This is a genomic window from Flavobacterium micromati (assembly GCF_900129585.1).
Classification (GTDB): Bacteria; Bacteroidota; Bacteroidia; order Flavobacteriales; family Flavobacteriaceae; genus Flavobacterium; species Flavobacterium micromati.
This window is the reverse complement of record NZ_FQWF01000015.1, coordinates 16,244-37,823: the sequence shown is the minus strand read 5'-3', so window position 1 is coordinate 37,823 and position 21,580 is coordinate 16,244. Positions and strand designations below refer to the sequence as shown.

At 33.7% G+C, this 21,580-nt stretch carries 19 protein-coding genes; 4 read left to right on the top strand and 15 right to left on the bottom strand.

Annotated features, from left to right (window positions below; all coding sequences use genetic code 11):
• Nucleotides 1-80 precede the first annotated feature (80 nt).
• Nucleotides 81-1,334 carry a DEAD/DEAH box helicase gene (locus tag BUB42_RS14805; RefSeq protein ID WP_073021762.1) on the top strand — a complete coding sequence of 418 codons (1,254 nt, stop codon included), beginning with the start codon at nt 81-83 and terminating at the stop codon, nt 1,332-1,334.
• A 142-nt stretch (nt 1,335-1,476) separates the two neighbouring features.
• Here BUB42_RS14805 and BUB42_RS14800 read toward each other — a convergent pair whose 3' ends face one another.
• The 3 genes from BUB42_RS14800 to aroC form a co-directional block, all read right to left on the bottom strand.
• On the bottom strand, nt 1,477-2,790 hold the full coding sequence (locus BUB42_RS14800) for a dicarboxylate/amino acid:cation symporter (protein ID WP_073021760.1): 1,314 nt from the start codon (nt 2,788-2,790) through the stop codon (nt 1,477-1,479).
• 147 nt (nt 2,791-2,937) lie between these two features.
• Entirely contained in the window at nt 2,938-4,227 is a 1,290-nt protein-coding gene (locus BUB42_RS14795; protein ID WP_073021758.1) for a dicarboxylate/amino acid:cation symporter, read from the bottom strand.
• On the bottom strand, nt 4,224-5,285 hold the full coding sequence (gene aroC / locus BUB42_RS14790; protein WP_073021757.1) for a chorismate synthase: 1,062 nt from the start codon (nt 5,283-5,285) through the stop codon (nt 4,224-4,226). Before aroC ends, BUB42_RS14795 begins: the two co-directional genes overlap by 4 nt.
• A gap of 281 nt (nt 5,286-5,566) precedes the next feature.
• Here aroC and BUB42_RS14785 point away from each other — a divergent pair, with 281 nt between their 5' ends.
• On the top strand, nt 5,567-6,079 hold the full coding sequence (locus BUB42_RS14785; protein ID WP_073021755.1) for a hypothetical protein: 513 nt from the start codon (nt 5,567-5,569) through the stop codon (nt 6,077-6,079).
• A 58-nt stretch (nt 6,080-6,137) separates the two neighbouring features.
• Here BUB42_RS14785 and BUB42_RS14780 read toward each other — a convergent pair whose 3' ends face one another.
• From BUB42_RS14780 to BUB42_RS14740, 9 genes are all read right to left on the bottom strand, one after another.
• Nucleotides 6,138-6,566, bottom strand: a complete 429-nt coding sequence (locus BUB42_RS14780; protein WP_073021753.1) for a protease complex subunit PrcB family protein — start codon at nt 6,564-6,566, stop codon at nt 6,138-6,140.
• A 76-nt stretch (nt 6,567-6,642) separates the two neighbouring features.
• Nucleotides 6,643-7,776 carry an N-acetyl-alpha-D-glucosaminyl L-malate synthase BshA gene (bshA, locus tag BUB42_RS14775; protein ID WP_073021752.1) on the bottom strand — a complete coding sequence of 378 codons (1,134 nt, stop codon included), beginning with the start codon at nt 7,774-7,776 and terminating at the stop codon, nt 6,643-6,645.
• A gap of 110 nt (nt 7,777-7,886) precedes the next feature.
• Complete coding sequence (locus BUB42_RS14770; RefSeq protein ID WP_073021750.1) at nt 7,887-8,504, bottom strand: phosphatase PAP2 family protein; 618 nt, start codon at nt 8,502-8,504, stop codon at nt 7,887-7,889.
• A 209-nt stretch (nt 8,505-8,713) separates the two neighbouring features.
• The gene (locus tag BUB42_RS14765; protein WP_073021748.1) at nt 8,714-9,196 is read right to left on the bottom strand and encodes an ABC transporter ATPase; all 483 of its coding nucleotides are present in this window, start codon (nt 9,194-9,196) and stop codon (nt 8,714-8,716) included.
• 45 nt (nt 9,197-9,241) lie between these two features.
• On the bottom strand, nt 9,242-10,033 hold the full coding sequence (locus BUB42_RS14760) for a (Fe-S)-binding protein (RefSeq protein WP_073021746.1): 792 nt from the start codon (nt 10,031-10,033) through the stop codon (nt 9,242-9,244).
• 42 nt (nt 10,034-10,075) lie between these two features.
• Nucleotides 10,076-11,410 carry a 4Fe-4S dicluster domain-containing protein gene (locus BUB42_RS14755; protein ID WP_073021744.1) on the bottom strand — a complete coding sequence of 445 codons (1,335 nt, stop codon included), beginning with the start codon at nt 11,408-11,410 and terminating at the stop codon, nt 10,076-10,078.
• Nucleotides 11,411-11,415: 5 nt separating this feature from the next.
• Nucleotides 11,416-12,381 (bottom strand): MlaD family protein, encoded by a 966-nt coding sequence (locus BUB42_RS14750; protein WP_073021742.1) that lies wholly within the window; start codon nt 12,379-12,381, stop codon nt 11,416-11,418.
• A 50-nt stretch (nt 12,382-12,431) separates the two neighbouring features.
• Nucleotides 12,432-13,565 carry an N-acetylmuramoyl-L-alanine amidase family protein gene (locus BUB42_RS14745; protein ID WP_073021739.1) on the bottom strand — a complete coding sequence of 378 codons (1,134 nt, stop codon included), beginning with the start codon at nt 13,563-13,565 and terminating at the stop codon, nt 12,432-12,434.
• Nucleotides 13,566-13,613: 48 nt separating this feature from the next.
• A complete protein-coding gene (locus BUB42_RS14740) occupies nt 13,614-14,780 on the bottom strand; it encodes an N-acetylmuramoyl-L-alanine amidase family protein (RefSeq protein WP_073021738.1) in 1,167 nt (388 codons plus the stop codon).
• Nucleotides 14,781-14,913: 133 nt separating this feature from the next.
• On the opposite strand from BUB42_RS14740, the gene BUB42_RS14735 reads away from it, so the two are divergent.
• Together BUB42_RS14735 and BUB42_RS14730 are read left to right on the top strand one after the other, a co-directional pair.
• A complete protein-coding gene (locus tag BUB42_RS14735) occupies nt 14,914-17,613 on the top strand; it encodes a putative LPS assembly protein LptD (RefSeq protein ID WP_244533943.1) in 2,700 nt (899 codons plus the stop codon).
• A 203-nt stretch (nt 17,614-17,816) separates the two neighbouring features.
• The gene (locus BUB42_RS14730) at nt 17,817-18,197 is read left to right on the top strand and encodes a Rid family detoxifying hydrolase (RefSeq protein WP_073021736.1); all 381 of its coding nucleotides are present in this window, start codon (nt 17,817-17,819) and stop codon (nt 18,195-18,197) included.
• 194 nt (nt 18,198-18,391) lie between these two features.
• On the opposite strand, the gene BUB42_RS14725 is transcribed toward BUB42_RS14730, so the two are convergent.
• The 3 genes from BUB42_RS14725 to pfkA form a co-directional block, all read right to left on the bottom strand.
• Complete coding sequence (locus BUB42_RS14725; protein ID WP_073021734.1) at nt 18,392-19,243, bottom strand: BadF/BadG/BcrA/BcrD ATPase family protein; 852 nt, start codon at nt 19,241-19,243, stop codon at nt 18,392-18,394.
• 96 nt (nt 19,244-19,339) lie between these two features.
• Nucleotides 19,340-20,344 carry a type I glyceraldehyde-3-phosphate dehydrogenase gene (gene gap, locus BUB42_RS14720; RefSeq protein WP_073021732.1) on the bottom strand — a complete coding sequence of 335 codons (1,005 nt, stop codon included), beginning with the start codon at nt 20,342-20,344 and terminating at the stop codon, nt 19,340-19,342.
• Nucleotides 20,345-20,417: 73 nt separating this feature from the next.
• Entirely contained in the window at nt 20,418-21,404 is a 987-nt protein-coding gene (gene pfkA, locus BUB42_RS14715) for a 6-phosphofructokinase (RefSeq protein ID WP_073021730.1), read from the bottom strand.
• Nucleotides 21,405-21,580: the final 176 nt, after the last annotated feature.

The window sequence follows — 21,580 nt, the reverse complement described above, 5'->3', positions numbered from 1 at the left end:
ATCAATTTAGCATCAAAAATATTAATCCTATCTTTGCGGCACTATACATGTACTTATTGCATGATATTTAAACTTAAAATATGTTATTCGAAGATTTATCACTCTCAAAAAGTATTCAAAAAGCTGTGTTCGAGCAAGGCTACTTAGAAGCAACACCTATACAAGAACAAGCAATTCCAATCGTTTTATCGGGACGCGATATGATAGGCTGTGCGCAAACAGGAACTGGAAAAACAGCTGCTTTTGCAATTCCAATTATTCATCAACTTCATAGAATTGTAGGATCCTCTAAAAAAGCGAGCCCAATTCGTGCTTTAGTAATTACACCTACCAGAGAATTGGCAGTTCAAATAGGTCAAAATTTTGATCAATATGCAAAATATACTAATTTAGTTCAACTAACGATTTTTGGTGGGGTTTCTCAAGTGCCTCAGGTGGAAATGTTAAAAAAAGGAATAGACATCCTGATTGCAACTCCTGGACGTTTGCTTGATTTAGTGAAACAAGGTTTTATAGATTTAGATCATTTACATACACTAGTTCTTGACGAAGCAGATCAAATGCTGGATATGGGATTTGTAAATGATGTCAAAAAAATCGTGAAATTGACGCCTAACAATAGACAAACACTTTTGTTTTCTGCAACAATGCCAGTAGCTATTAGAGAGTTGGCCGAAATGTTTTTAAAAGATCCCGCAACAGTTAGCGTTTCTCCCGTTTCATCAACTGCCGAAAATGTAGAACAACGCGTTTATTTTGTTGAAAAAGGAGAAAAAAGGAATTTATTGTACCATTTAATAAAAAACGAAAATTTAGCTAATGTTTTGGTTTTTTCTCGAACAAAACACGGAGCTGATAATGTTGTCAAAGCGCTGCGCAAACACGACATCGCTGCTGAGGCAATTCACGGAGATAAATCTCAAAACGCAAGACAGCGAGTTTTAGATGGTTTTAAAAATAAAGAAGTTAATGTTCTGGTAGCTACTGATATTGCAGCAAGAGGAATCGATATTGACCAACTGCCTTTTGTAATTAATTTTGATTTACCTAACGTTCCTGAAACCTATGTTCATAGAATAGGTAGAACTGGTCGTGCAGGGAATGCTGGTGTTGCGATATCTTTTTGTGGAAAAGACGAACATCAGTACTGGAAAGATATTCAAAGATTAATAAAAGTTGATGTTAAAATCGTGAGTGATCATCCCTACGGTTGGCATTCAGGGAGTCCTGAAACAGCTCCGGGAGTAAAACAAAATAATTCTAACAGAAGCGGTGCCGCACACAAGTCAAGAAAATCAGAAGTTTCTAAACAAAATAAAAAACGCTGGTATTAATTTCTAAGAATTAAATATTTTGCTGCAAGCTCTGATTTTCGAGAATTACCTATTTAATATTTTATTACAGAAATAATTTCGTCGTTCGAATTTTGACAGAAGTTTGCGATTTGATAGTATAAAAAAATGCCTATTGCGAAAGCTAATAGGCATTTTCATTATATAAAATTTCAATTTTAGACTCGATTGGATTCACGCTCTCAGTATCAGCCTCCCACTTTCCCACAACTGATGTTGCTAATGCATTTCCTAAAACATTTGTTGCGCTACGAAACATATCACAAAAATGATCAATGGGCAATATTAAAGCAATCCCTTCAATAGGAATGTCAAACATACCACAAGTTGCTGCAACAACTACTAAACTTGCACGTGGAACACCAGCAATACCTTTACTAGTAAGCATCAACACAAGCAACATTGTCATTTGAGTTCCAATATCTAGATCGATTCCATACGCCTGTGCTATAAATATACTGGCAAAAGTCATGTACATCATACTCCCATCTAAATTAAAAGAATATCCAAGGGGAAGCATAAATGAAACAATCTTATCTTTTACACCAAAACGCTCTAGCTCCTCTGTTAATTTTGGAAAAACAGCCTCGCTACTTGTGGTTCCAAAAGCGATAATTAATGGACTAACAATTCTTTTGAGTAAAATAGTCATTCTACCTTTCAGAAAAATATATCCAACAACAATCAGCACAACCCAAAGCGAGGAGATTCCGATAAGAAATGAACCAAAAAACTTAAAATACGTAATGGCTAACTCTTGAAAATCACGGACTGCAAATACTCCAGCGATGGCTCCAAAAACTCCAATTGGTGCAAACTTCATTACATAGTTAACCATTTTTAAAATTATATGCGAAATTTTTTCAAAAGCATGCGTAACCGGTTTAACATAATCTCCTAATGAAGCCGCTGCTAAGCCAAAGAAAATAGAGAAAATTACGATTTGTAAAATTTCATTAGTCGCCATTGCCTCAAAAATACTTTTAGGCACTATATGCTCAATAAAATTTTCAAAGGAAATATTTTGCGTTTTAGCAGTAACTTCTGATGCGGAAGCTAGATCGATACTTGGTAAATTAAGTCCAACGCCTGGCTTCAAAGCATTTACAAAAAACATTCCCAGTAATAATGAAACAAAGGAAGCTGTAAAAAACCAACCCATAGCCTTACCCCCAATTCTACCTACGGCTTTAATATCACCAAGTTTAGCAATTCCCACAACCAAAGTGGTAAATACTAAAGGCGAAATTATCATTTGAACTAGTCTAATAAAGACCGTTGCTAAAATTTTTATTTTTTTACTAAATGCTTGAGCGTCTTCTGGAGAAATGAAGTTGTGGATACAAATACCCAAAACAGCACCTAAAACCATTGCTATTAATATTTGACCTGTTAATCCTGAAAAAAACGATGGTTTCTTATCGGTATTGCTGTTCATTAAATGATTGATTATTAAATTGGCACCGAAAGTACTATTCTTTTTTCATCTATCAAACAAGCATTTAAATTATTATTAAAAACAGGAATAGAAATAAAAATAGCACTAAAACTATAATTTACTACCGTCAAATCATTTTTGTGGGAGTTAAAATTTTCGCTCTTGAAGATCATCTGGACTTCTCAATTTTCCAACTGAATTTCCAACAATAGCGCAAACTGCTGAATCGCTTGTTACATTAACCACAGTTCTGCACATATCTAACGGCCTGTCGATAGCAAATATTAGCGCTAAACCAGCTTCTGGAATTCCTGCTTGACCTAATACAATTACAAGCATCACCATTCCTGCACTTGGAACAGCTGCTGAGCCAATAGAGGCCAAAGTTGCTGTAACTACGATCATCAGCTGCGTGGTTAAATCTAAATGAATTCCCATAGCTTGTGCAATGAACACAGCTGCAACGGCTTGATATAAACTGGTTCCATCCATGTTTACGGTTGCGCCTAGTGGTAATACAAAACTTGTAACTTCTTCATCAACGCCTAGGTGTTCAGTAACTCGTTCTAAAGTTACAGGTAAAGTCGCCGCACTTGAGCTAGTCGAAAAAGCAAGCAATTGAGCGGGAGCAATAGCCGAAAAAAAGCGTCTAGGACCTACTTTAGCAAAACTATAAAGTAACGTCGGATATACAATATATGTCATTATTAAAAGACCAAACAATACAGTCAATCCATAAATGGCTAAGGCTCCAAGAGTTGTGAAATCGGGGATTTCTACCATCAAAGCCGCCATCAAAGCGAAAACGCCTATGGGTGCGGCAAGCATAATAATATCAATAATTTTCAGAATAACTTCGTTTAGACCTTTAAAAAAATCAACCACAGGTTTCGACTTTTTTTCATCAATTAAAATTATTCCGATACCTAAAAGAATGGTAAATAAAATTACTTTTAACATACTTGCATTATCAGTTAATGCCTGAAAAAAATTCTCTGGAACCACATCCACTAATGGTTGCAAGGGTCCTTGATTCTTAGCCGACTCCGCCAGCTGAATTTTTGCATTAGCGTCACCATTAAAACTTGTTAAAAGAGTATCTCTAGAAACTTCATTTATATAGCTTCCAGGTTTTACAATATTTGCTAAAACTAAACCAATCGAAACTGCTGTAACAGTTGTAAATAAATACAGAGCGACTGTCCTTCCGCCTAATTTAGATAATTTAGAAATATCTTTTAAATCAGCAAGACCAGTTATTAAAGAAACCACAATCAGTGGCACAGCAATCATTTTTAAGAGATTTATAAAAATAGTTCCAAAAGGTTTGATCCAGTCCGTTACGGCACCAACCATCTGGAAATTCTTCATCAATATCCCAAATAACAACCCGAGGATCATCCCTATCAATATTTTCCAATGTAGGGCCAATTTCATTTTAAAGTTTTATTTATTAAATAAAAATCAGCTAATACTATGGCTGCCATCGCTTCAACTATAGGTACAGCGCGGGGAACAACGCATGGATCATGACGTCCTTTTCCAGTCATTTCGGTAATATTACCTTTGTTATCTAAGGATTCTTGTTTTTGCATTATAGTGGCTACTGGTTTAAACGCAACACGGAAATAGATATCCATTCCGTTGCTGATACCCCCTTGAATTCCACCTGATAAATTAGTTTTTGTAGTGCCGTCATTATTATAAAGATCATTGTGCTCGCTCCCTTTCATTTTTGACCCTTCAAATCCGCTGCCATATTCAAACCCTTTTACTGCATTTATCGAGAGCATTGCTTTTCCAAGTTCGGCATGGAGTTTATCAAAAACCGGTTCCCCAAGTCCAATAGGAACATTTTGAATAACGCAAGTAACAGTTCCGCCTACTGTGTCACCTTGTTTTCTAATATCGCGAATATAATCTTCCATAACAACTGCCATTTCTTCATCAGGACAACGAACTGGATTATTTTCGGTTTTTGAAAAATCTAAGTCTTGGTATGATTTATCTAAAACAAGTGGTCCAACTGATGAAACGTAAGCATTAATTTTAATTTCTGGTAAAATTTGCTTGGCTATTGCTCCTGCAACTACTCTACTCGCTGTTTCTCTTGCTGAACTTCGTCCTCCACCTCTATAATCGCGTATTCCGTATTTTTGTTCATAAACATAATCAGCGTGACTTGGTCTAAAATTATCTTTTATATGAGAGTAATCATCTGACTTCTGATTGGTGTTTGGAATAATAAAGCCTATTGATGTACCAGTAGTTTTACCTTCAAAGATTCCTGATAAAAACTGAACGTCGTCTGGTTCTTTACGCTGCGTAACAATTGCCGATTGACCTGGTTTTCGACGAGCCATTTCTGCTTGAATTGCCTCTAAATCAATTGTTATTCCAGAAGGACAACCATCTATAATTCCGCCTAGGGCTTCACCATGTGATTCTCCAAAAGTTGTAAGTCTAAATAGGGTTCCGTAGCTATTTCCTGCCATTATAGTTAGTTTTTAACAAAAGTACCACTTTACTTTCAGGTGCAAAAGTTTAAACTTTAAAGTTTTGAGAAACATTTTACAATTGTTACTAGATTTATAATGACAATTTTTCGCATTCTAATATTATCTTTTGTGTTATTCTGTCCAATTAACAACGTTTGATAAAAGTTCATTTAGTAAATTTGCTTTACTGTGACATGGGAATTATATAATTTTTAATATTAAAACTGTAACCTTCACTAATTCAAAAAAGCTATATTTGGTCCCTTAAAAACAAACTTATGAAAAAGATTATTTTATCAATTATAATGTTAGTGGCACTAGCATTTACAGCTCAAGCACAGGACATCTCAAAAAATGCTATTGGTTTACGTTTTGGCAGCAACGGCGGTTTTGGAACCGAAATTTCCTTTCAAAGGGGATTGTCTAAGAACAATCGTTTAGAATTGGATTTAGGTTGGAGAAACAGAAATAACTACAATAATAATGATTACAATGACAACGCTATCAAATTAACAGCTCTTTACCAATGGGTATGGAATATTGATGGTGGATTCAACTGGTATGCTGGTATTGGTGGAGGTGTAGGAAGTTACAATAGAGATTATGATGACAACAGAAATTATGATAATAATGTTTTTGCATTTGCTGCTGGAAATATTGGTATCGAATATAACTTTGATATTCCACTATTGCTTTCTCTTGACTTCAGACCAGAATTTGGTGGAAATAGCGGATATTATAAAAATAATTATGGTTCAGATGTGGCGGTAGCACTTAGATATCAATTTTAATAGTACAACTGAATTTTTAAAATGTTAGGCTGCTCTCAATTGAGCAGCCTTTATTTTTTTATTTAAAAAGAATCGCTTTTTTCGAATTGATTTGTACAACACAAAACGGATTAGTTAGAGCTTGAGTTACCATACTTCCCTGTTCAGGAATTGTTTCTTTGACAGTGACGATTATATTAGTAGCTGTTTCAACAACCGTCTCAATTCCTATTTTGTATCCACCACTAGATTTTTCTCCCATATTTAAAATAATGAAATTAGCATTTTGAATGTCAGTTGTACTAATTTTATTCTTTAAATTTTCGTCATTTTGTAACATTGCAATTTCATTCGCTTCAGAAAGTATTTCAAAAAATCGAATAGACGCTCCCCCGTTTTCTTGTTGAGACAAAACCTCATATAATTTATTAGGCTCAGTACTTTTTACAGCCGTGCTGCTGCATGATGATATTGTAGCTAAAACGAATAATAAAATTACTTTTTTCATTATTTAAAATTTAGATTGGTTTTACACTTATTAGTCCAACTCATTTTGCGTTGACAATAGTAATTTAGTTTGCAATTTATAAATATTTATTTATTGCTTTTTGATATAATGCTTCGTACAACGGTAAAATATTTTGAATATCAAACTGCTTCGCCACAGCCAAAGCATTATCTTTAAATTCTTCGAGCTTTGAATCGTCTGTTAGAATTTTTAATGCATTTTCTGCCATTTCTTCTACATTTCCAACATCACTTAAATATCCCGACACTCCTTCAAAATTTACCTCTGCTAAACCACCCGAATTACTAGAAATTACGGGAACTCGACAGGCCATTGCTTCTAATGCGGCTAGACCAAAACTTTCCGTTTCTGATGGAAGTAGAAACAAATCGGTTAAGCATAAAATCTTGTCAATTTCATTACTATTCCCAAAGAAAATGACCTTATTTTCGATACCTAATTCTTGGCACAAATGCTCTGCTTTTTCTTTTTCAGGACCATCGCCCACCATCATCAGTTTGGCGGGGATTTGTTTTTGAATATTATAAAAAATCTTGATTACATCAGGAATTCTCTTTACCTTCCTAAAATTACTAATGTGAGTAATGATGCGCTCACTTGGCTCCGCCATTACTGAACGTTGGCAAGGAACATCTGATTCTACTCGATTTTTAGTAATTTCGATAAAATTCGGGATAACTTCAATTTCATTTTTAATATTGAATAATTCAAGGGTAGCATCCTTTAAACTTTGGGAAACCGAAGTTACAAAATCTGATTTATTGATACTAAATGTCACTGCTGGTTTGTAAAATGGGTGATTACCCACTAACGTAATATCAGTACCGTGCAAAGTTGTAACCATTGGAATATTTATGCCCTCATCTTTTAACATTTGTTTTGCCATATATCCTGCGTAAGCATGCGGAATGGCGTAATGCACATGAAGCAATTCAATCTTATACAGCTTTACCATATCTACTAACTTGCTTGAAAGCGCTAACTCATAAGGCTGGTAATGAAATAATGGATACTCAGGAACATTTACCTCATGGTAATGAACATTTTTACTTAAAAGCGCTAAACGCACTGGTTGACTGTAGGTTATAAAATGAATTTCGTGACCACGACGTGCTAATTCTAAACCTAACTCTGTGGCTACTACTCCACTTCCACCAAACGTAGGATAACAAACTATTGCTATTTTCATGTATGTAATTTAATAAAACGAAAATACTAAAATAGCGGTGAAGTTCTACTGAAATAAAGTTAAACTTATAATTGCTTACAAATCAGCAATAAATTTTTTTAACACCATATTTATCCCTTTTTCAGTCTCTTTTTATTAATCCACTTATTCATTTTATAGCTTAAATATGCAGAACCGCTTCCTACAATCGCACCAGTTATAACATCTGATGGATAATGAACTCCTAAATGCATACGTGAATATCCAACAGCCGATGCCCATACAAAAGAAGGAGCAATAACATACCATTGAGGATATTCCATACTTAACGATGTTGCTGTAGCAAAAGCGGTAGAAGTATGACCAGAAGGGAATGCATAGCCGGTTGATGAATAAGCTTGATCAATATCCGGATATGTAACATAAGGTCTTTCACGTTTTGTACTATGTTTTAGAGCTGTTGTGATAAATGCCGAAACTAAAAAAGTTTGTCCTATAAACAAAGCTTGTTTTTTGACGGTGCTATCTTTTTTAATCAATCCTATCGAATAAATGATTACTGGAGCTGCTATACCAATAGGAACAACGCTATTTGAAATGGCCTTAAAAGCAGGATCAAGTGCCGTATTTCTATTTTTATTGAGACTGCGCAATAAATCTATATCAGCATTTTGAGAATGAGCAAAACAACTGAAAAAATAAATAAGAACTACGTAAATTTTTAATATTAATATTTTTTTGAATTTCATTTATTGTTCGAATTTTTTAATTTGGAAATGTGGTAAAGAAATCTAATTTAGACTTCAAATAAAATGTTTTTACATAAAAAAGTCCAAATAATATAATACTATTATCTGGACTACTTTGCAATTATTCAATAATCAAAAAGAACAATGTGCTTGCACACCATTAGGTTTTCTGCAGTCAATTTCTCAAACCACTCGCTATATTTTTCCATTTAGAAAAAACGACTGTGCCAGCTGTCAATAGCAGGTACTTCCCAAGATTCATTAAATTCCTCTATATTATTTACTAAATTATTAAAAACTACTGTGTTTTCAGTAACTGCTTTATCTTTAACCATTTTTTTGAAGTCTATAAGTGGCTTATGAGCAATATGTTCGCCCAGCTTAAAAGTGACATTCATCTTGTCTAATAAATCCACACTGTATTTTTTTTCTAACGCTTGAATAAATTCTACAGATGAGTCTATAGAGCAACCTGATGCAGCTTGAACGTCTTGATTAACGGCAAGAATAATAAATCGATTGTATTTTAGCAAATAAGAAGCTTCTAAGCTAGTGCCATGCGCTGCCCACTGGTCTAAAAAAGATTTTAGTGCAATTTCTATTTCAGAAAATTCTGTATCTGAGAATTTTCTATTCGATTGATAAATCCAAATTTTGGACTCTTCAGGTAAATTTTCGAAAGGAACGTACATGATATTTGTGTTTTATTTAAAATAAAAATTTCGAAAGCAACATTTTTATAAATCCTGCGCATTAGCGATCAGCTCAGCGATATCCATAACTTTTACATCACCTTCTTTTTCTTTGTTCTTGATTCCATCGGTCATCATTGTATTACAAAAAGGACAGCCTGCTGCAATTATTTCAGGTTTAGTTTCTAATGCGTCTTCGGTTCTTTCAATATTAATTTCTTTATTACCAGCTTCTGCATCTTTAAACATTTGTGCGCCACCTGCACCACAACATAATCCATTCGCTTTAGAACGCTTCATTTCCACTAATTCGGCGTCTAATTTTAGGATTAATTCTCTTGGAGCCTCGTAAACATTATTAGCTCTTCCTAGATAGCAAGGATCGTGAAATGTAATTCGCTTACCTTTAAATTGACCGCCTTCTATCGTAAGTCTTCCATCGTCTAGTAAAGATTTTAAGAATTCCGTGTGGTGAATAACTTCATATTTCCCACCTAATTCTGGGTATTCATTTTTTAAAGTATTAAAACAATGTGGACAAGCGGTCACAATTTTTTTTGCTTCATACGCATTCAAAACCTCGATGTTCATCATTGCTTGCATTTGAAATAAAAATTCGTTTCCAGCTCTTTTAGCAGGATCACCGGTACAACTTTCTTCTGTGCCTAAAACAGCAAAAGATACGTTGGACCTATTTAAAATTTGCACGAATGCTTTAGTAATTTTTTTTGCTCGATCGTCAAAACTTCCTGCACAACCTACCCAAAACAACACTTCTGGTTGCTTACCTTGAGCCAACATTTCAGCCATCGTTGGCACTATTAAATTCTCTGACATATTTTTTTGTTTAAAATGGTATAATAGCCTATTTAAATAATTTTAATTTTCGTTTTTCCAGTTCAATCGGTCCTGTTGATTGTACTGCCATGGAGCACCATTATTTTCTATGTTACTCATCATCGCATTAACTGGCATTGGAGCGGCACTTTGTTCCATAACTAAGTAACGTCTCATATCCATAATTATAGATAGCGGACTAATATTTACGGGACATTCCTCAACGCAAGCATTACACGAAGTACAGGCCCATAATTCTTCTGGAGTGATGTAATCGTTCAGTAAAGATTTATTATCAGGAACAAAAATACCTTTATTAACATCGATATTTTTGCCTACTTCTTCCAGTCTGTCCCTAGTATCCATCATAATTTTACGCGGAGACAGTTTTTTACCAGTAATGTTTGCTGGACATACCGAGGTACATCGACCGCATTCTGTGCAAGTATATGCATTTAATAATTGGACCCAGTTAAGATCTTGAACATCGCTAGCTCCAAATTTGGCTGGCGCAGCATTTTCATCTACCGGGGCGGCTGCAAAAGGATCAGCAGAAGGATCCATCATTAATTTTACCTCTTTCGTAACCGATTCCAAATTATCAAACTGACCTTGAGGGTGCAAATCTGCAAAATAGGTATTAGGAAAAGCCAACAAAATATGCAAGTGCTTTGAAAAGTATAAATAATTCATAAAAATCAAAATTCCAGCAATATGCAACCACCAGAATACTTCATATAGAACCATGACTAGTTCATTAGACAATCCGTTAAAGATAGGTTCGATAAATTGACTGACAGGAAAAAATCCAGCTTTGATATAATGTGAAAAACCACCAGGAACATTTTGTAAATGCAAGTCGGAGGCATTCATTAACAAAAATAATGTCATTAAAACTACTTCAAAGTACAAAATATAATTACCATCATTTTTTGGCCAGCCTTTTAAGTCAGAACTTACAAATCGTTTAAGCTTTATAACATTTCTTCGTGACCAAAAAGCAAAGACTGCAATTAAAACTAAAGCGGCTAAAATTTCAAAAGAAGCAATTAGAACATCATAAGTCGTTCCCAGAAAAGCAAAAATACGATGGGTGCCAAAAAGCCCATCGATGATGATTTCCAACAGTTCAATATTTATAATTATAAAACCTAAATAAACGATCACGTGAAGTAGTCCCGCAATTGGTCTTTTTATCATTCTTGATTGTCCAAGTGCAATCATAGCCATATTAGCCCATCTTGCTTTTGGATTATCATAACGATTTACTGCAGTTCCAAGGTTGATGTTGCGTCTTATTTTTTTAACGCTACCATAAAAATAACCGAAACCAAAAATTAAAAGTATGGCAAATAAAATATTGTCAAGATAACTCATGAGTACTAATTGTTAGGTGTTGCTAGTGAATCTTTTTCAGGTGCTACGTAAGGTTTATTCTTTTTTCCAAAAACAGAAATATTGACATATCGTGTAGGATGCAACCTAACATCTTGTAGCAGCAATTCTAGTTCTTTGGTCGAAGTTTTAATGTTTTGATAAAATGCTTCATCATTTAACAATTTGCCCATAGAACCTTTACCGGCCTCTAGTCCAATCATAATTCCATCTACTCTAGCCAATGTTTTATTTAAATTTTTTACGGTTTTTCCAATATCAGCTTTGTTCAGTGAATCAGAAATCTTAGAAAAATTATTGCTTATTTTATTAAAATTAGTAATTGTTCCTTTGATTTGATTTTTATTCTCAGCCAATAAGCTATTTAAACTCTTTGAAGCACTGTGAAATTGAGCAACGGTCTTACTTAATTCTTCTAAAGTTAATTTTAAATCTTGTTGTCCTTTTTGATCTAAAACATTATTTAATCCAGAGATTAGCACCTCCGTGCTGGCTAAAACTTTTTCCAGTTTTTCTTGAAGTGGTGCAAGCTGATCTCCTACTTTGTCTGTAAGACCTAATTTTATTCCTGCAGTAAATTTTTGACCATTGACAGCTAAAGTCTTGTCATTAAAATTAGGAATGATGGCAATTTGTTTTCCTCCAATAAATCCAGGCTCATAAATAGAAGCGACGCTAGATGCAGCGATTGGAAAATCAGTTTTTAGTTGCAGTTGTACTAATAACACTCCAGTATTAGGATTAATAGTGATAGAACTTACTTTACCTATAACGAGACCATTGAGAGTTACGGGTGCCGATGTGGCTAATCCCTCAACACTTTTATACTCCACGTAATATGTTTTGTAATTTATAAAAAGGTCTTTCCCTTTTAGAAAATCGTATCCCCAAATGAATAAAAGTATTGACGCTACGACTAAGATAGCAGCTTTAATTTCTCGTGTTATTTTCAAAATCTATGTATTTTTTACAAATTTAATATAAAATATTTGACTTGTAGTTATTATTTTAATGCTTCTTTAATAGGAATGTTTTTTCCATTTTTGAACGCAATTATATACGCTGAGGGGTATCCTTTCGACTGTACTAAATCTAAATCTTTTTTTGCTGCACCGTAATTTAAAGTTTCCCCGTATGAATATTTAAAAAAAGTTCCATTACTTGTGCGCATGGAAACATTGCTCAAACCTTTAAAATTATAGGACTTTAGGGGTATGTCTTGTTTTCCAGCGGCGAATTGTATCTTAAAAACTAAGTTAGATTTTTGATTTTCTGATATTTTAGGTTCAGAAAACTTTGCTGAATCATTTTTCGTTTTTTCATTTGTTTGAGCATCAACACTGTTTTTAAAAACTCTGCCAGAACTACTTCCAAAATATTCTTTTTTGTAATCAATAATAGCAGCTGCAATAGCTTTGGCCATTGCTTCTTGCCCTGCATTCGAATTGAGATAGGATCCTTCTTTGTTATTTGATAAAAATCCCAGTTCAATTAATACACTTGGCATGTATGCAGCATCTAAAACCCATAATGGAGTTTGCTTTATTCCTCTGGATTTTCTTTTTAAATCATTTTTAAAATTACTTTCAATTTTTGAAGCTAACACAATGCTTCTATCTAAATAATCTTCCTGCATCATTTTTAAGCCAATTAGGGTTTCTGGATTTTTTGGATCAAAACCTTTATAAGTTTGCTTATAATTTTTTTCTAATAAAATTACTGAATTTTCTTGTTTTGCAATTTCTAAATTTCCTTTACTTCTTGTTAGTCCCATAACAAAAGTTTCAGTTCCAAAGGGCACAGGATTTTTGACAGAATTGCAGTGGATTGACACAAATAGATTTGCATGGCTACTGTTAGCCTTTTTTGGTCGATCAACTAACTCTATAAACACATCAGTTTTTCTAGTGTGAATAACTTTTATATTTTCTCTTATTAAATATTTTTCTAATTTCAATGTTGTTTTCAGTGCTATTTCTTTTTCAACAAATCCGTGGTAGGAATTACCCGGATCTTTACCACCATGTCCTGCATCTAAAATGACTGTAAAATTTGTGTTAGACTGAGCGAAAGAAATTGCGAAGCAGAGCAAAAACAGAAAAAACAATATTATTTTAATCTTTTTATATAATTTCAAAGTGGAACTTTTTATATTTTTGTTCAGGCTCAGTAATAACAAAACCGATTATTTAATTATGTCTTGAATATTGATTTTTTCACCGTCTCTAAAGGCAATTAAATAGGCATTATTAAACCCTACGGATTTTGCCTTTTGCAATAATTGTTTTGCCTCCTGATAATTAGTGGTCTCACCATACATATATTTATAAAAATTATTTTCGAAAACAGAGGAAACATTATCCAACCCTTTAAAATTTTTGGATACTACTTCTATACTTTTTTGCGTTGCTACCAATTGTACTTTAAAAATAATCTCTGTATTAGCAGCAAGATTTTTTTTCGTTAGCTGCCCATTTGCTTGCGTTATAGCTTTGTCAGCAACGGCAATAACTTTTGCTTCTGCTTCTTTTTCCGCTGCTTTTTGCGAAGGTAATTCTCCTGCTTCTGGCAAATCATCAGCGCCAAAGTATTCTTTTTTGTAGCTCACAATTGCACCGGCAATAGCGGTAGCAACCTCATTTTGCCCTTCTTCACTATTCAATCGATTTCCCTCGACCGTGTTAGAAATGAACCCAGTTTCTATTAATACTCGTGGCATGTAAGCCTTATGTAAAACCATAAAAGGCGCTTGCTTGACTCCGCCGCCTCGAATCTTTTTTCCTAAATCAGCAAAACCATCTTCTATTTTACTTGCTAATGCAATACTATTATCTAAATATTCCTCTTGCATTAAAGTCATTCCTATCATTGTCTCTGGAGAATTGGGATCGAATCCTTCGTATTTTTGCTTGTAATCTTTCTCTAAAGTAATTACTGAATTTTCTTTTTTTGCAGCCTCTAAATTGGATGCAACTTTACTCAAACCCATAACATACGTTTCAGTTCCATCGGCAGCCACATTTCTATTAGCGTTACAATGTATTGAAACAAAAATATTAGCATTAAATCTGTTTGCTATATTTGCCCGCTCGATAAGATCGATAAAAACATCAGTTTTTCTAGTGTAATTTACTTCCATTTGGGGTATTGCTTCTAATATCTTGCCTACTTTAAGAACAATTGACAACGCTATATTTTTTTCGATTCGGCCCTCGTAAACTGCACCATAATCATGAGCACCATGACCTGCGTCTAAAGTGATTTTAAAGGAGTTTGATTGACTGAAAACTACAGTCGAAAATAGTAATAGAAGAAGAGTCGATACGACAGTTTTGTTATATATTTTAAGCATAAATCGATACGTTAATTTAATTAAAAGACTATCTCTATAAATTTATTTATTTGACTATTTTTGCCAACTAATAATATGTAATTTTGTCTTGTCAAAAAACAAGCCATATTTTACAAAAATAGCATTAAAACCTTTGTATACAAACTTATTTAATATCGTTTTACTATCATTTTTACTATCATTTAGTTCTGGTAATTTATACTCCCAGGATATAGTAAAAAAAAAGAAGGCATTATCTTCTAGTAAACAAACCAACAATCCCATTATAAAAAAGACACTAGCACTAGATTCGATAGCATTAGCTAAAAAAGAAAGTGATACTACAAAAATAGATAGTGTCCAACCTAAAAAAGCGTTTCTTGATGGAAAAGTAAAATACAAAGCAGAAAAATATGTTAGAATTGAACAAAAGAAAAAATTAATAACCTTGTACGATAAAGCAGAGCTTTATTATCAAGACATCGAATTGAAAGCAGGGAAAATCGTAATGGATTACGAGAAAAATGAGGTGTATGCAGGCCGAATTCGCGATTCTACGGGAGCATTTACGCAGTATCCAAACTTTAAACAAGGTGCTAATGTCATAGAGCCAGATTCGATTAGGTTTAATTTTAAAACCAAAAAAGCATTAATCTACAATTCAAGATCAGAACAAGGCGAGTTTAGAATTAAAGCGGCAATTACAAAGAAAGAGAATGATTCCGTTTATTTTTTAAAAGGCGCCATCTTTACCACGTCAAAAGATGTAGATAATCCTGAATATTACTTTCAAACTAATAAAGTGAAGTTTATTCCAGGTAAGAAAGTGGTAACTGGATTAACTAATATGGTCATCGCTAATGTTCCTACACCCATTGCCTTGCCCTTTGCTTTTTTTCCAATGGGCAAAGAAACAAGTGTTTCAGGTCTAATTTTACCAAGTTATAACGATTCTAATCAACGTGGATTTTCGCTGCAAAACTTAGGATATTATTTTGCTTTAAGCGACCATTATGACTTAACGGTTCTTGGTGATTATTTTACAAATGGCAGCTATGCGATGCGTTTTGAATTGAGTTACGCTAAAAGATATAATTTTAGGGGCAATGTAAACGTAAGATTTGAAAATTTAATAACCAGTGAACGTGGTTTCCCCGATTATTCTAAGCAAAGCATTTACAATATTCAGTGGTCTCACTCTAAAGATTCGCAATCTAGTCCCAATTCCAGCTTTTCTGCATCAGTCAATCTTGGAAGTAGTAAATACTTTCAGCGTTCGATCAACGTAATAAATATTGGTGGAAACCTTAATAACACTTTGAGTTCTTCAATATCGTACTCAAAGAATTTTACGAGCGTTCCTGAGGTACGAATGTCGTTGACTGCAACTCACTCGCAAAACACGCAAACAGAAGAGATCAATATGACCTTGCCTACATTGCAGCTAAGTGTAGATCGTGTCTATCCATTTGTAGGTAAAGATGGTATTCGAAAGGGATTTTTTAAAAATATTAACTTACAGTATAATTTAAATGGTCGAAATAGTATTGTAACTACCGACTCTTTATTTTTTAAACCGCAAATGTTTAGGGATGCAAAAGTGGGTTTTCAACATAGCATCCCTTTAAGCACCAATTTTAAATTATTTAAATATTTTAGCGCCTCAACAGCTTTGAACTATGAGGAAATTTGGACCACAAAAACCATTGATCGGAGCTTTGATACAGATCAAAACATAGTTACTGATAAAATAATTAATGGTTTTGATGCTTTTAGAACTTATTCGTTCGCTTCTAGTCTAGGTACAACTATTTATGGAACTTTTAATTTTGGTAAAGACAAAAAAATAAAATCTATAAGGCACGTCATGAGACCATCTGTTTCTTATGGATACACGCCAAGCTTTGAAAGATTTTACGATACGTACGCCACTGATGGCAGCGGTAGTATGAATAAACAATACACCCGTTTTGAAAATGGAGTGTATGGTGCGCCTGGCTTAAATAATTCCAACAATTTAGGATTTGATTTAAGTAATACTTTTGAAGCAAAAGTTACTGATCGAGACAGCACAAAATTAGAACCAAAAAAGATAATGTTGCTCAATAACTTAAACCTTTCTACAAGTTATGACTTGAATGCTGATGGAGTCAACACACTAGCTTTCTCTCCGGTTAGAGTAACAGGTGGAACCCTGTTATTTGATAATAAAATGAATGTCAATTTTGGGGCGACTTTAGACCCTTACGCAATTGACAATTCAGGGCGACGAATTAACGTATATAATATTGATAACGGAGGAAGTCTTTTTCGAATGACCAGTTCGAATTTGACATTAAATTATTCGCTGTCAAGCAAAGGAAAAGATGATCCGAAGAAAGAAAAAAATGTTCAAGGTGAACGTAACGGTGGCCGAGATGACGATTTATTTGGTACCAATACAGACTTAGGTGACAATAGAAGAAGCCTTTTTAATGAAGATGATGAAACCGACGGTGAGGATGCAATTTCAGAATTTTTTAACTCTAAATTGCCGTGGGATATGACTTTTGCGTATTCATTAACCTATGGTAATGAAAATAGGGAAAATAAAATCATAGGAAATTCAATTATGATTTCAGCCAACGCTGACATAACACCAAAATGGAAAGCTGGTGTTTCTACTGGCTATGATTTTGTTCAAAACGGAGTTACATTTACGCAATTTCGTTTTGAGAGAGATTTACTAAGCTGGAGAATGGATTTCAATTGGTCGCCTTTTGGAAACAATGCGAATTGGGGTTTCTTCATTGGAATAAAATCTGGTGTTCTTAGCGATATAAAATGGGATAAAAGAAGCGTAATTACTCGATAAAACTATTGCATTCTGTTCTTCTTTAAATTATCAGGCGAAAACAATAGAACTTAAAAACAATAATTGTAGCTACTAAGTCAAAAAGAGTATTGTAAAAAACAATTTTGGAAGTGAAAAAATTCTAGAAAAAAATTTCCAAATACAGTGAACGATTTGCAATCTTAATCAGGAGAGCTTTTTAAATTAATAAAAAAATATAAAAAATGAAACAAATAATTTTTACCGAAAAAGCACCAGCACCTATAGGACCTTACAATCAAGCGGTTCTTAAAGGAAATACTTTGTATACTTCTGGTCAAATAGCGCTTCACCCAGAAACTGGAGCCTTAATTACAACTAGCATAGAGCTTGAAACAGAACAAGTGATGGAAAACATGAAAGCTGTTTTAGCAGCGGCTGGAATGACATTTGAAAACGTTTTAAAAGCCACTATTTTTATTATCGATATGAATGATTTTGCTAAAATAAATACGGTTTACGGATCTTATTTTAACGAAAAAACCGCTCCAGCTCGTGAAACGGTTCAAGTGGCCTGTTTGCCAAAAAACGTAAATATAGAAATTTCTATGATCGCTGCTTTGTGATTAATTTTTAGTCCTTAGTCCAATATTCCTTTGTCCTTAGTAATTAGTCCTTAGTCTTTAAATGTACTTAGTTATTTGTCTTTAGTACTGCTTCATTTAGTTGCACTGACTATTACTTTGATGATGAGTACTTTATGTTAAATTGCGAAATTTAAATTAAGAAGACAAAAAGTTAACAGCTCAACATCACAAAACTATTTATTAGCCACATGATACGCTATTAATCCATCAATAGGTCGTCTTAATACATTACCTAATTTTAGGTCGTATTTATTAAAAGTTTCTTGTAATTCTTCTTTCAGATAAAATGCAATTGATCCTACAAAGTGAACAGGCACATCCTTACAATTATCAAATTGTTTGATATAATTTTTTACAAAAGATTTCATGCCTTTATAAATAATTTTTTTACAAAATTCGGTTTCTTTATGTTGGATTAGAAATTTTGCAAAAGTTGCTAAGTAAGCGTTTGGATTCGCTTCCTTATACAATTTACTTTTTATTGCATCGGGATCAACATTATAATCTTTTTCAAATTGTTCCGCTAATTCCTTCGGCATTTTATTGAAATAATATTTTCTAATTAGCTCTTTCCCAAAAACATTACCACTACAATCATCCATTATGATATATCCTAGTGATTGTACTTTTTGGTGCAATTCCTTTCCATCAAAATAGCTACAGTTAGAACCTGTTCCCAATATAGAAACAATTGCTTTATCACCTTTTGGCGTTGTAGCATAAACAGCGGCATAAGTGTCTTCTTGAACAGATATGATTGCATTTGGAAAATAGGTTTGAAAAATTTGAGACAGTTCAATTTTCATTCGATCTGTTCCGCAGCCCGCTCCGTAGAAAAATAAATGCGTTGCTTCTTTTTTATTTTGTAAAATATCAAAACGATCATTTAGTCGATCGATAATTTCATGCCCTTCTAATACTTCAGGATTTAATCCTAATGTTTGTGTTGTAAATAATACTTTTCCTTCGTCATTTATCGCAATCCAATCGGCTTTGGTAGAACCGCTATCAACTATTAATTTCATATTCTCTGATTTTTGGTAAAAAGTTTGTAATGGAAATTTGTTTACAAAATAAAATCCCGTTACTAATAAATAACGGGATTATAAATATAGAAAAAATTATTTTAAACCAGCGATATGCACTGATAAGTCAATTAATTTGCTTGAATATCCGTACTCATTATCATACCAAGATATAATTTTGAAAAAAGTTGAGTTCAGTCCGATTCCGGCATTTGCATCGATGACTGATGTTCTTGGATCAGAAACAAAATCCTGTGAAACCACTAAATCCTCAGTGTAACCTAAAATACCTTTCATTGTAGTTTCAGAAGCTTTTTTCAACACAGCCATAATTTCTTCATAAGATGTTTCTTTAGCTACTTTTACAGTTAAATCTACTGCTGAAACATCAGTTGTAGGAACGCGAAAAGCCATACCAGTTAATTTTCCATTTAATTCTGGAATAACCTTACCAACTGCTTTTGCGGCCCCTGTTGAAGAAGGAATGATGTTGACTGAAGCTGCTCTACCGCCTCTCCAATCCTTTTTAGAAGGACCATCAGTTGTCATTTGGGTTGAAGTAGTTGCATGAACAGTTGTCATTAAAGCTTCTACTATTCCAAAATTATCATTTATAACTTTAGCTAATGGAGCTAAACAGTTAGTAGTGCAAGAGGCATTTGAAACAATTAAATCAGATGCTTTTGCAGTTTCGTGATTAACTCCCATCACAAACATTGGAGCATCAGCAGAAGGAGCCGAAATAATTACTTTTTTAGCACCACCTTTGATATGCTCATTGGCAGTTTCAATTGTAGTGAAAAATCCTGTACACTCAGCCACTACATCAACATCAACTTCATTCCATTTCAAATCAGCTGGATTTCTTTCCGCAGTGATTCGAATGTTTTTTCCGTTGACAAATAACTTTCCTTCATTTACCTCAACAGTTCCATTGAAACGGCCGTGAACTGAATCATATTTTAGAAGATAAGCTAAGTGATCTACATCTAATAAATCATTGATTGCAACCACCTCAACATTATCTCTATTGAAAGATTCTCTAAAAACAATTCTTCCAATTCTTCCAAATCCGTTTATTCCTAATTTTACTTTTGACATTTTAGTTTACTTTTTTATTTGTTTTTTATTAACTCTTTATAAAGCTTGATTTATTAAAAAAAACTTCAACAACTTATGTGGACATGATGTCCGAAACACGTAATAATTCTCTATCAATTTCTGTTTTTCCTTTAATGGCTTGCTCTAACGGAGTCAAGGAAATTGTATCGTTTTTTAAACCAACCATGTAATTTGACTTCCCTTCTAATAATGATTCTACTGCTTTGACACCCAATCTGCTTGCAAGAACTCTATCAAAACATGAAGGAGAACCACCGCGCTGCATGTGTCCTAAAACAGAAACTCTAACATCATATTCAGGTAAATTTGTTTCAACATAATCTTTTAATTCAAATACGTTTTTGCCTATTTTATCTCCCTCTGCAATAACAACAATACTTGAAGATTTGCCCGATGCTTTACTTTTTTGTAAAGATTCTAATAGCCGTTCTAAACCTAAATCTTCTTCTGGAATTAGAATTTCTTCTGCTCCTGCGCCAATACCAGCGTTTAAAGCAATATGTCCAGCATCTCTGCCCATTACTTCTACAAAGAATAATCGGTTGTGCGAACTTGCAGTATCTCTAATTTTATCGATGACATCAACAACAGTATTTAATGCAGTATCGTAACCTAGAGTATGACTGGTTCCAAAAATATCGTTATCAATTGTTCCAGGAATACCCATTATTGGAAAATCAAACTCTTTGTTGAATTGTAATGCTCCTGTGAAAGATCCATCTCCGCCTATAACAACTAAAGCATCAATTCCAGCTTTTAAAAGATTTTCATGCGCTTTTTTCCGGCCATCAACTGATTTAAAATCAGTAGATCGAGCTGATTTTAATACCGTACCTCCCTTATTCACGATATTGTTTACGCTTCTAGGTCCCATATCCTTGAAATCTCCCTCAATCATTCCTTGGTAACCTCTATAAATTCCTATACATTCTATATGATGATAAGCACATGTTCGCACAACCGAACGAATCGCTGCATTCATACCAGGCGAGTCTCCTCCCGAGGTTAGAACGCCAACTTTTTTAATTATTTTTGGCATTATTTAAAGTATTAAAGTGTAAAATTAACAAACATAAACCACTTTCAAAGCTGCGGTTTTAATAAAGTGAACACGTAAAATAAATTCAAACGTTTTCGTTAATAAGTTTTCCAAAAACCAAAAAAAGTACAAATAACTTAATAAAACTAAAAATTAATGAATTAAAATTTAATAAT

Coding starts and splice junctions, on each gene's coding strand:
- BUB42_RS14795 (WP_073021758.1), bottom strand. CDS start 4,227: ATGAAATTGGCCCTACATTGGAAAATATTGATAGGGATGATCCTCGGG.
- aroC (WP_073021757.1), bottom strand. CDS start 5,285: ATGGCAGGAAATAGCTACGGAACCCTATTTAGACTTACAACTTTTGGA.
- BUB42_RS14740 (WP_073021738.1), bottom strand. CDS start 14,780: ATGCTTAAAATATATAACAAAACTGTCGTATCGACTCTTCTTCTATTA.
- BUB42_RS14785 (WP_073021755.1), top strand. CDS start 5,567: ATGAAAAAGATTATTTTATCAATTATAATGTTAGTGGCACTAGCATTT.
- BUB42_RS14730 (WP_073021736.1), top strand. CDS start 17,817: ATGAAACAAATAATTTTTACCGAAAAAGCACCAGCACCTATAGGACCT.
- BUB42_RS14755 (WP_073021744.1), bottom strand. CDS start 11,410: ATGAGTTATCTTGACAATATTTTATTTGCCATACTTTTAATTTTTGGT.
- BUB42_RS14805 (WP_073021762.1), top strand. CDS start 81: ATGTTATTCGAAGATTTATCACTCTCAAAAAGTATTCAAAAAGCTGTG.
- bshA (WP_073021752.1), bottom strand. CDS start 7,776: ATGAAAATAGCAATAGTTTGTTATCCTACGTTTGGTGGAAGTGGAGTA.
- BUB42_RS14725 (WP_073021734.1), bottom strand. CDS start 19,243: ATGAAATTAATAGTTGATAGCGGTTCTACCAAAGCCGATTGGATTGCG.
- BUB42_RS14770 (WP_073021750.1), bottom strand. CDS start 8,504: ATGAAATTCAAAAAAATATTAATATTAAAAATTTACGTAGTTCTTATT.
- BUB42_RS14765 (WP_073021748.1), bottom strand. CDS start 9,196: ATGTACGTTCCTTTCGAAAATTTACCTGAAGAGTCCAAAATTTGGATT.
- BUB42_RS14800 (WP_073021760.1), bottom strand. CDS start 2,790: ATGAACAGCAATACCGATAAGAAACCATCGTTTTTTTCAGGATTAACA.
- pfkA (WP_073021730.1), bottom strand. CDS start 21,404: ATGCCAAAAATAATTAAAAAAGTTGGCGTTCTAACCTCGGGAGGAGAC.
- BUB42_RS14760 (WP_073021746.1), bottom strand. CDS start 10,033: ATGTCAGAGAATTTAATAGTGCCAACGATGGCTGAAATGTTGGCTCAA.
- gap (WP_073021732.1), bottom strand. CDS start 20,344: ATGTCAAAAGTAAAATTAGGAATAAACGGATTTGGAAGAATTGGAAGA.
- BUB42_RS14780 (WP_073021753.1), bottom strand. CDS start 6,566: ATGAAAAAAGTAATTTTATTATTCGTTTTAGCTACAATATCATCATGC.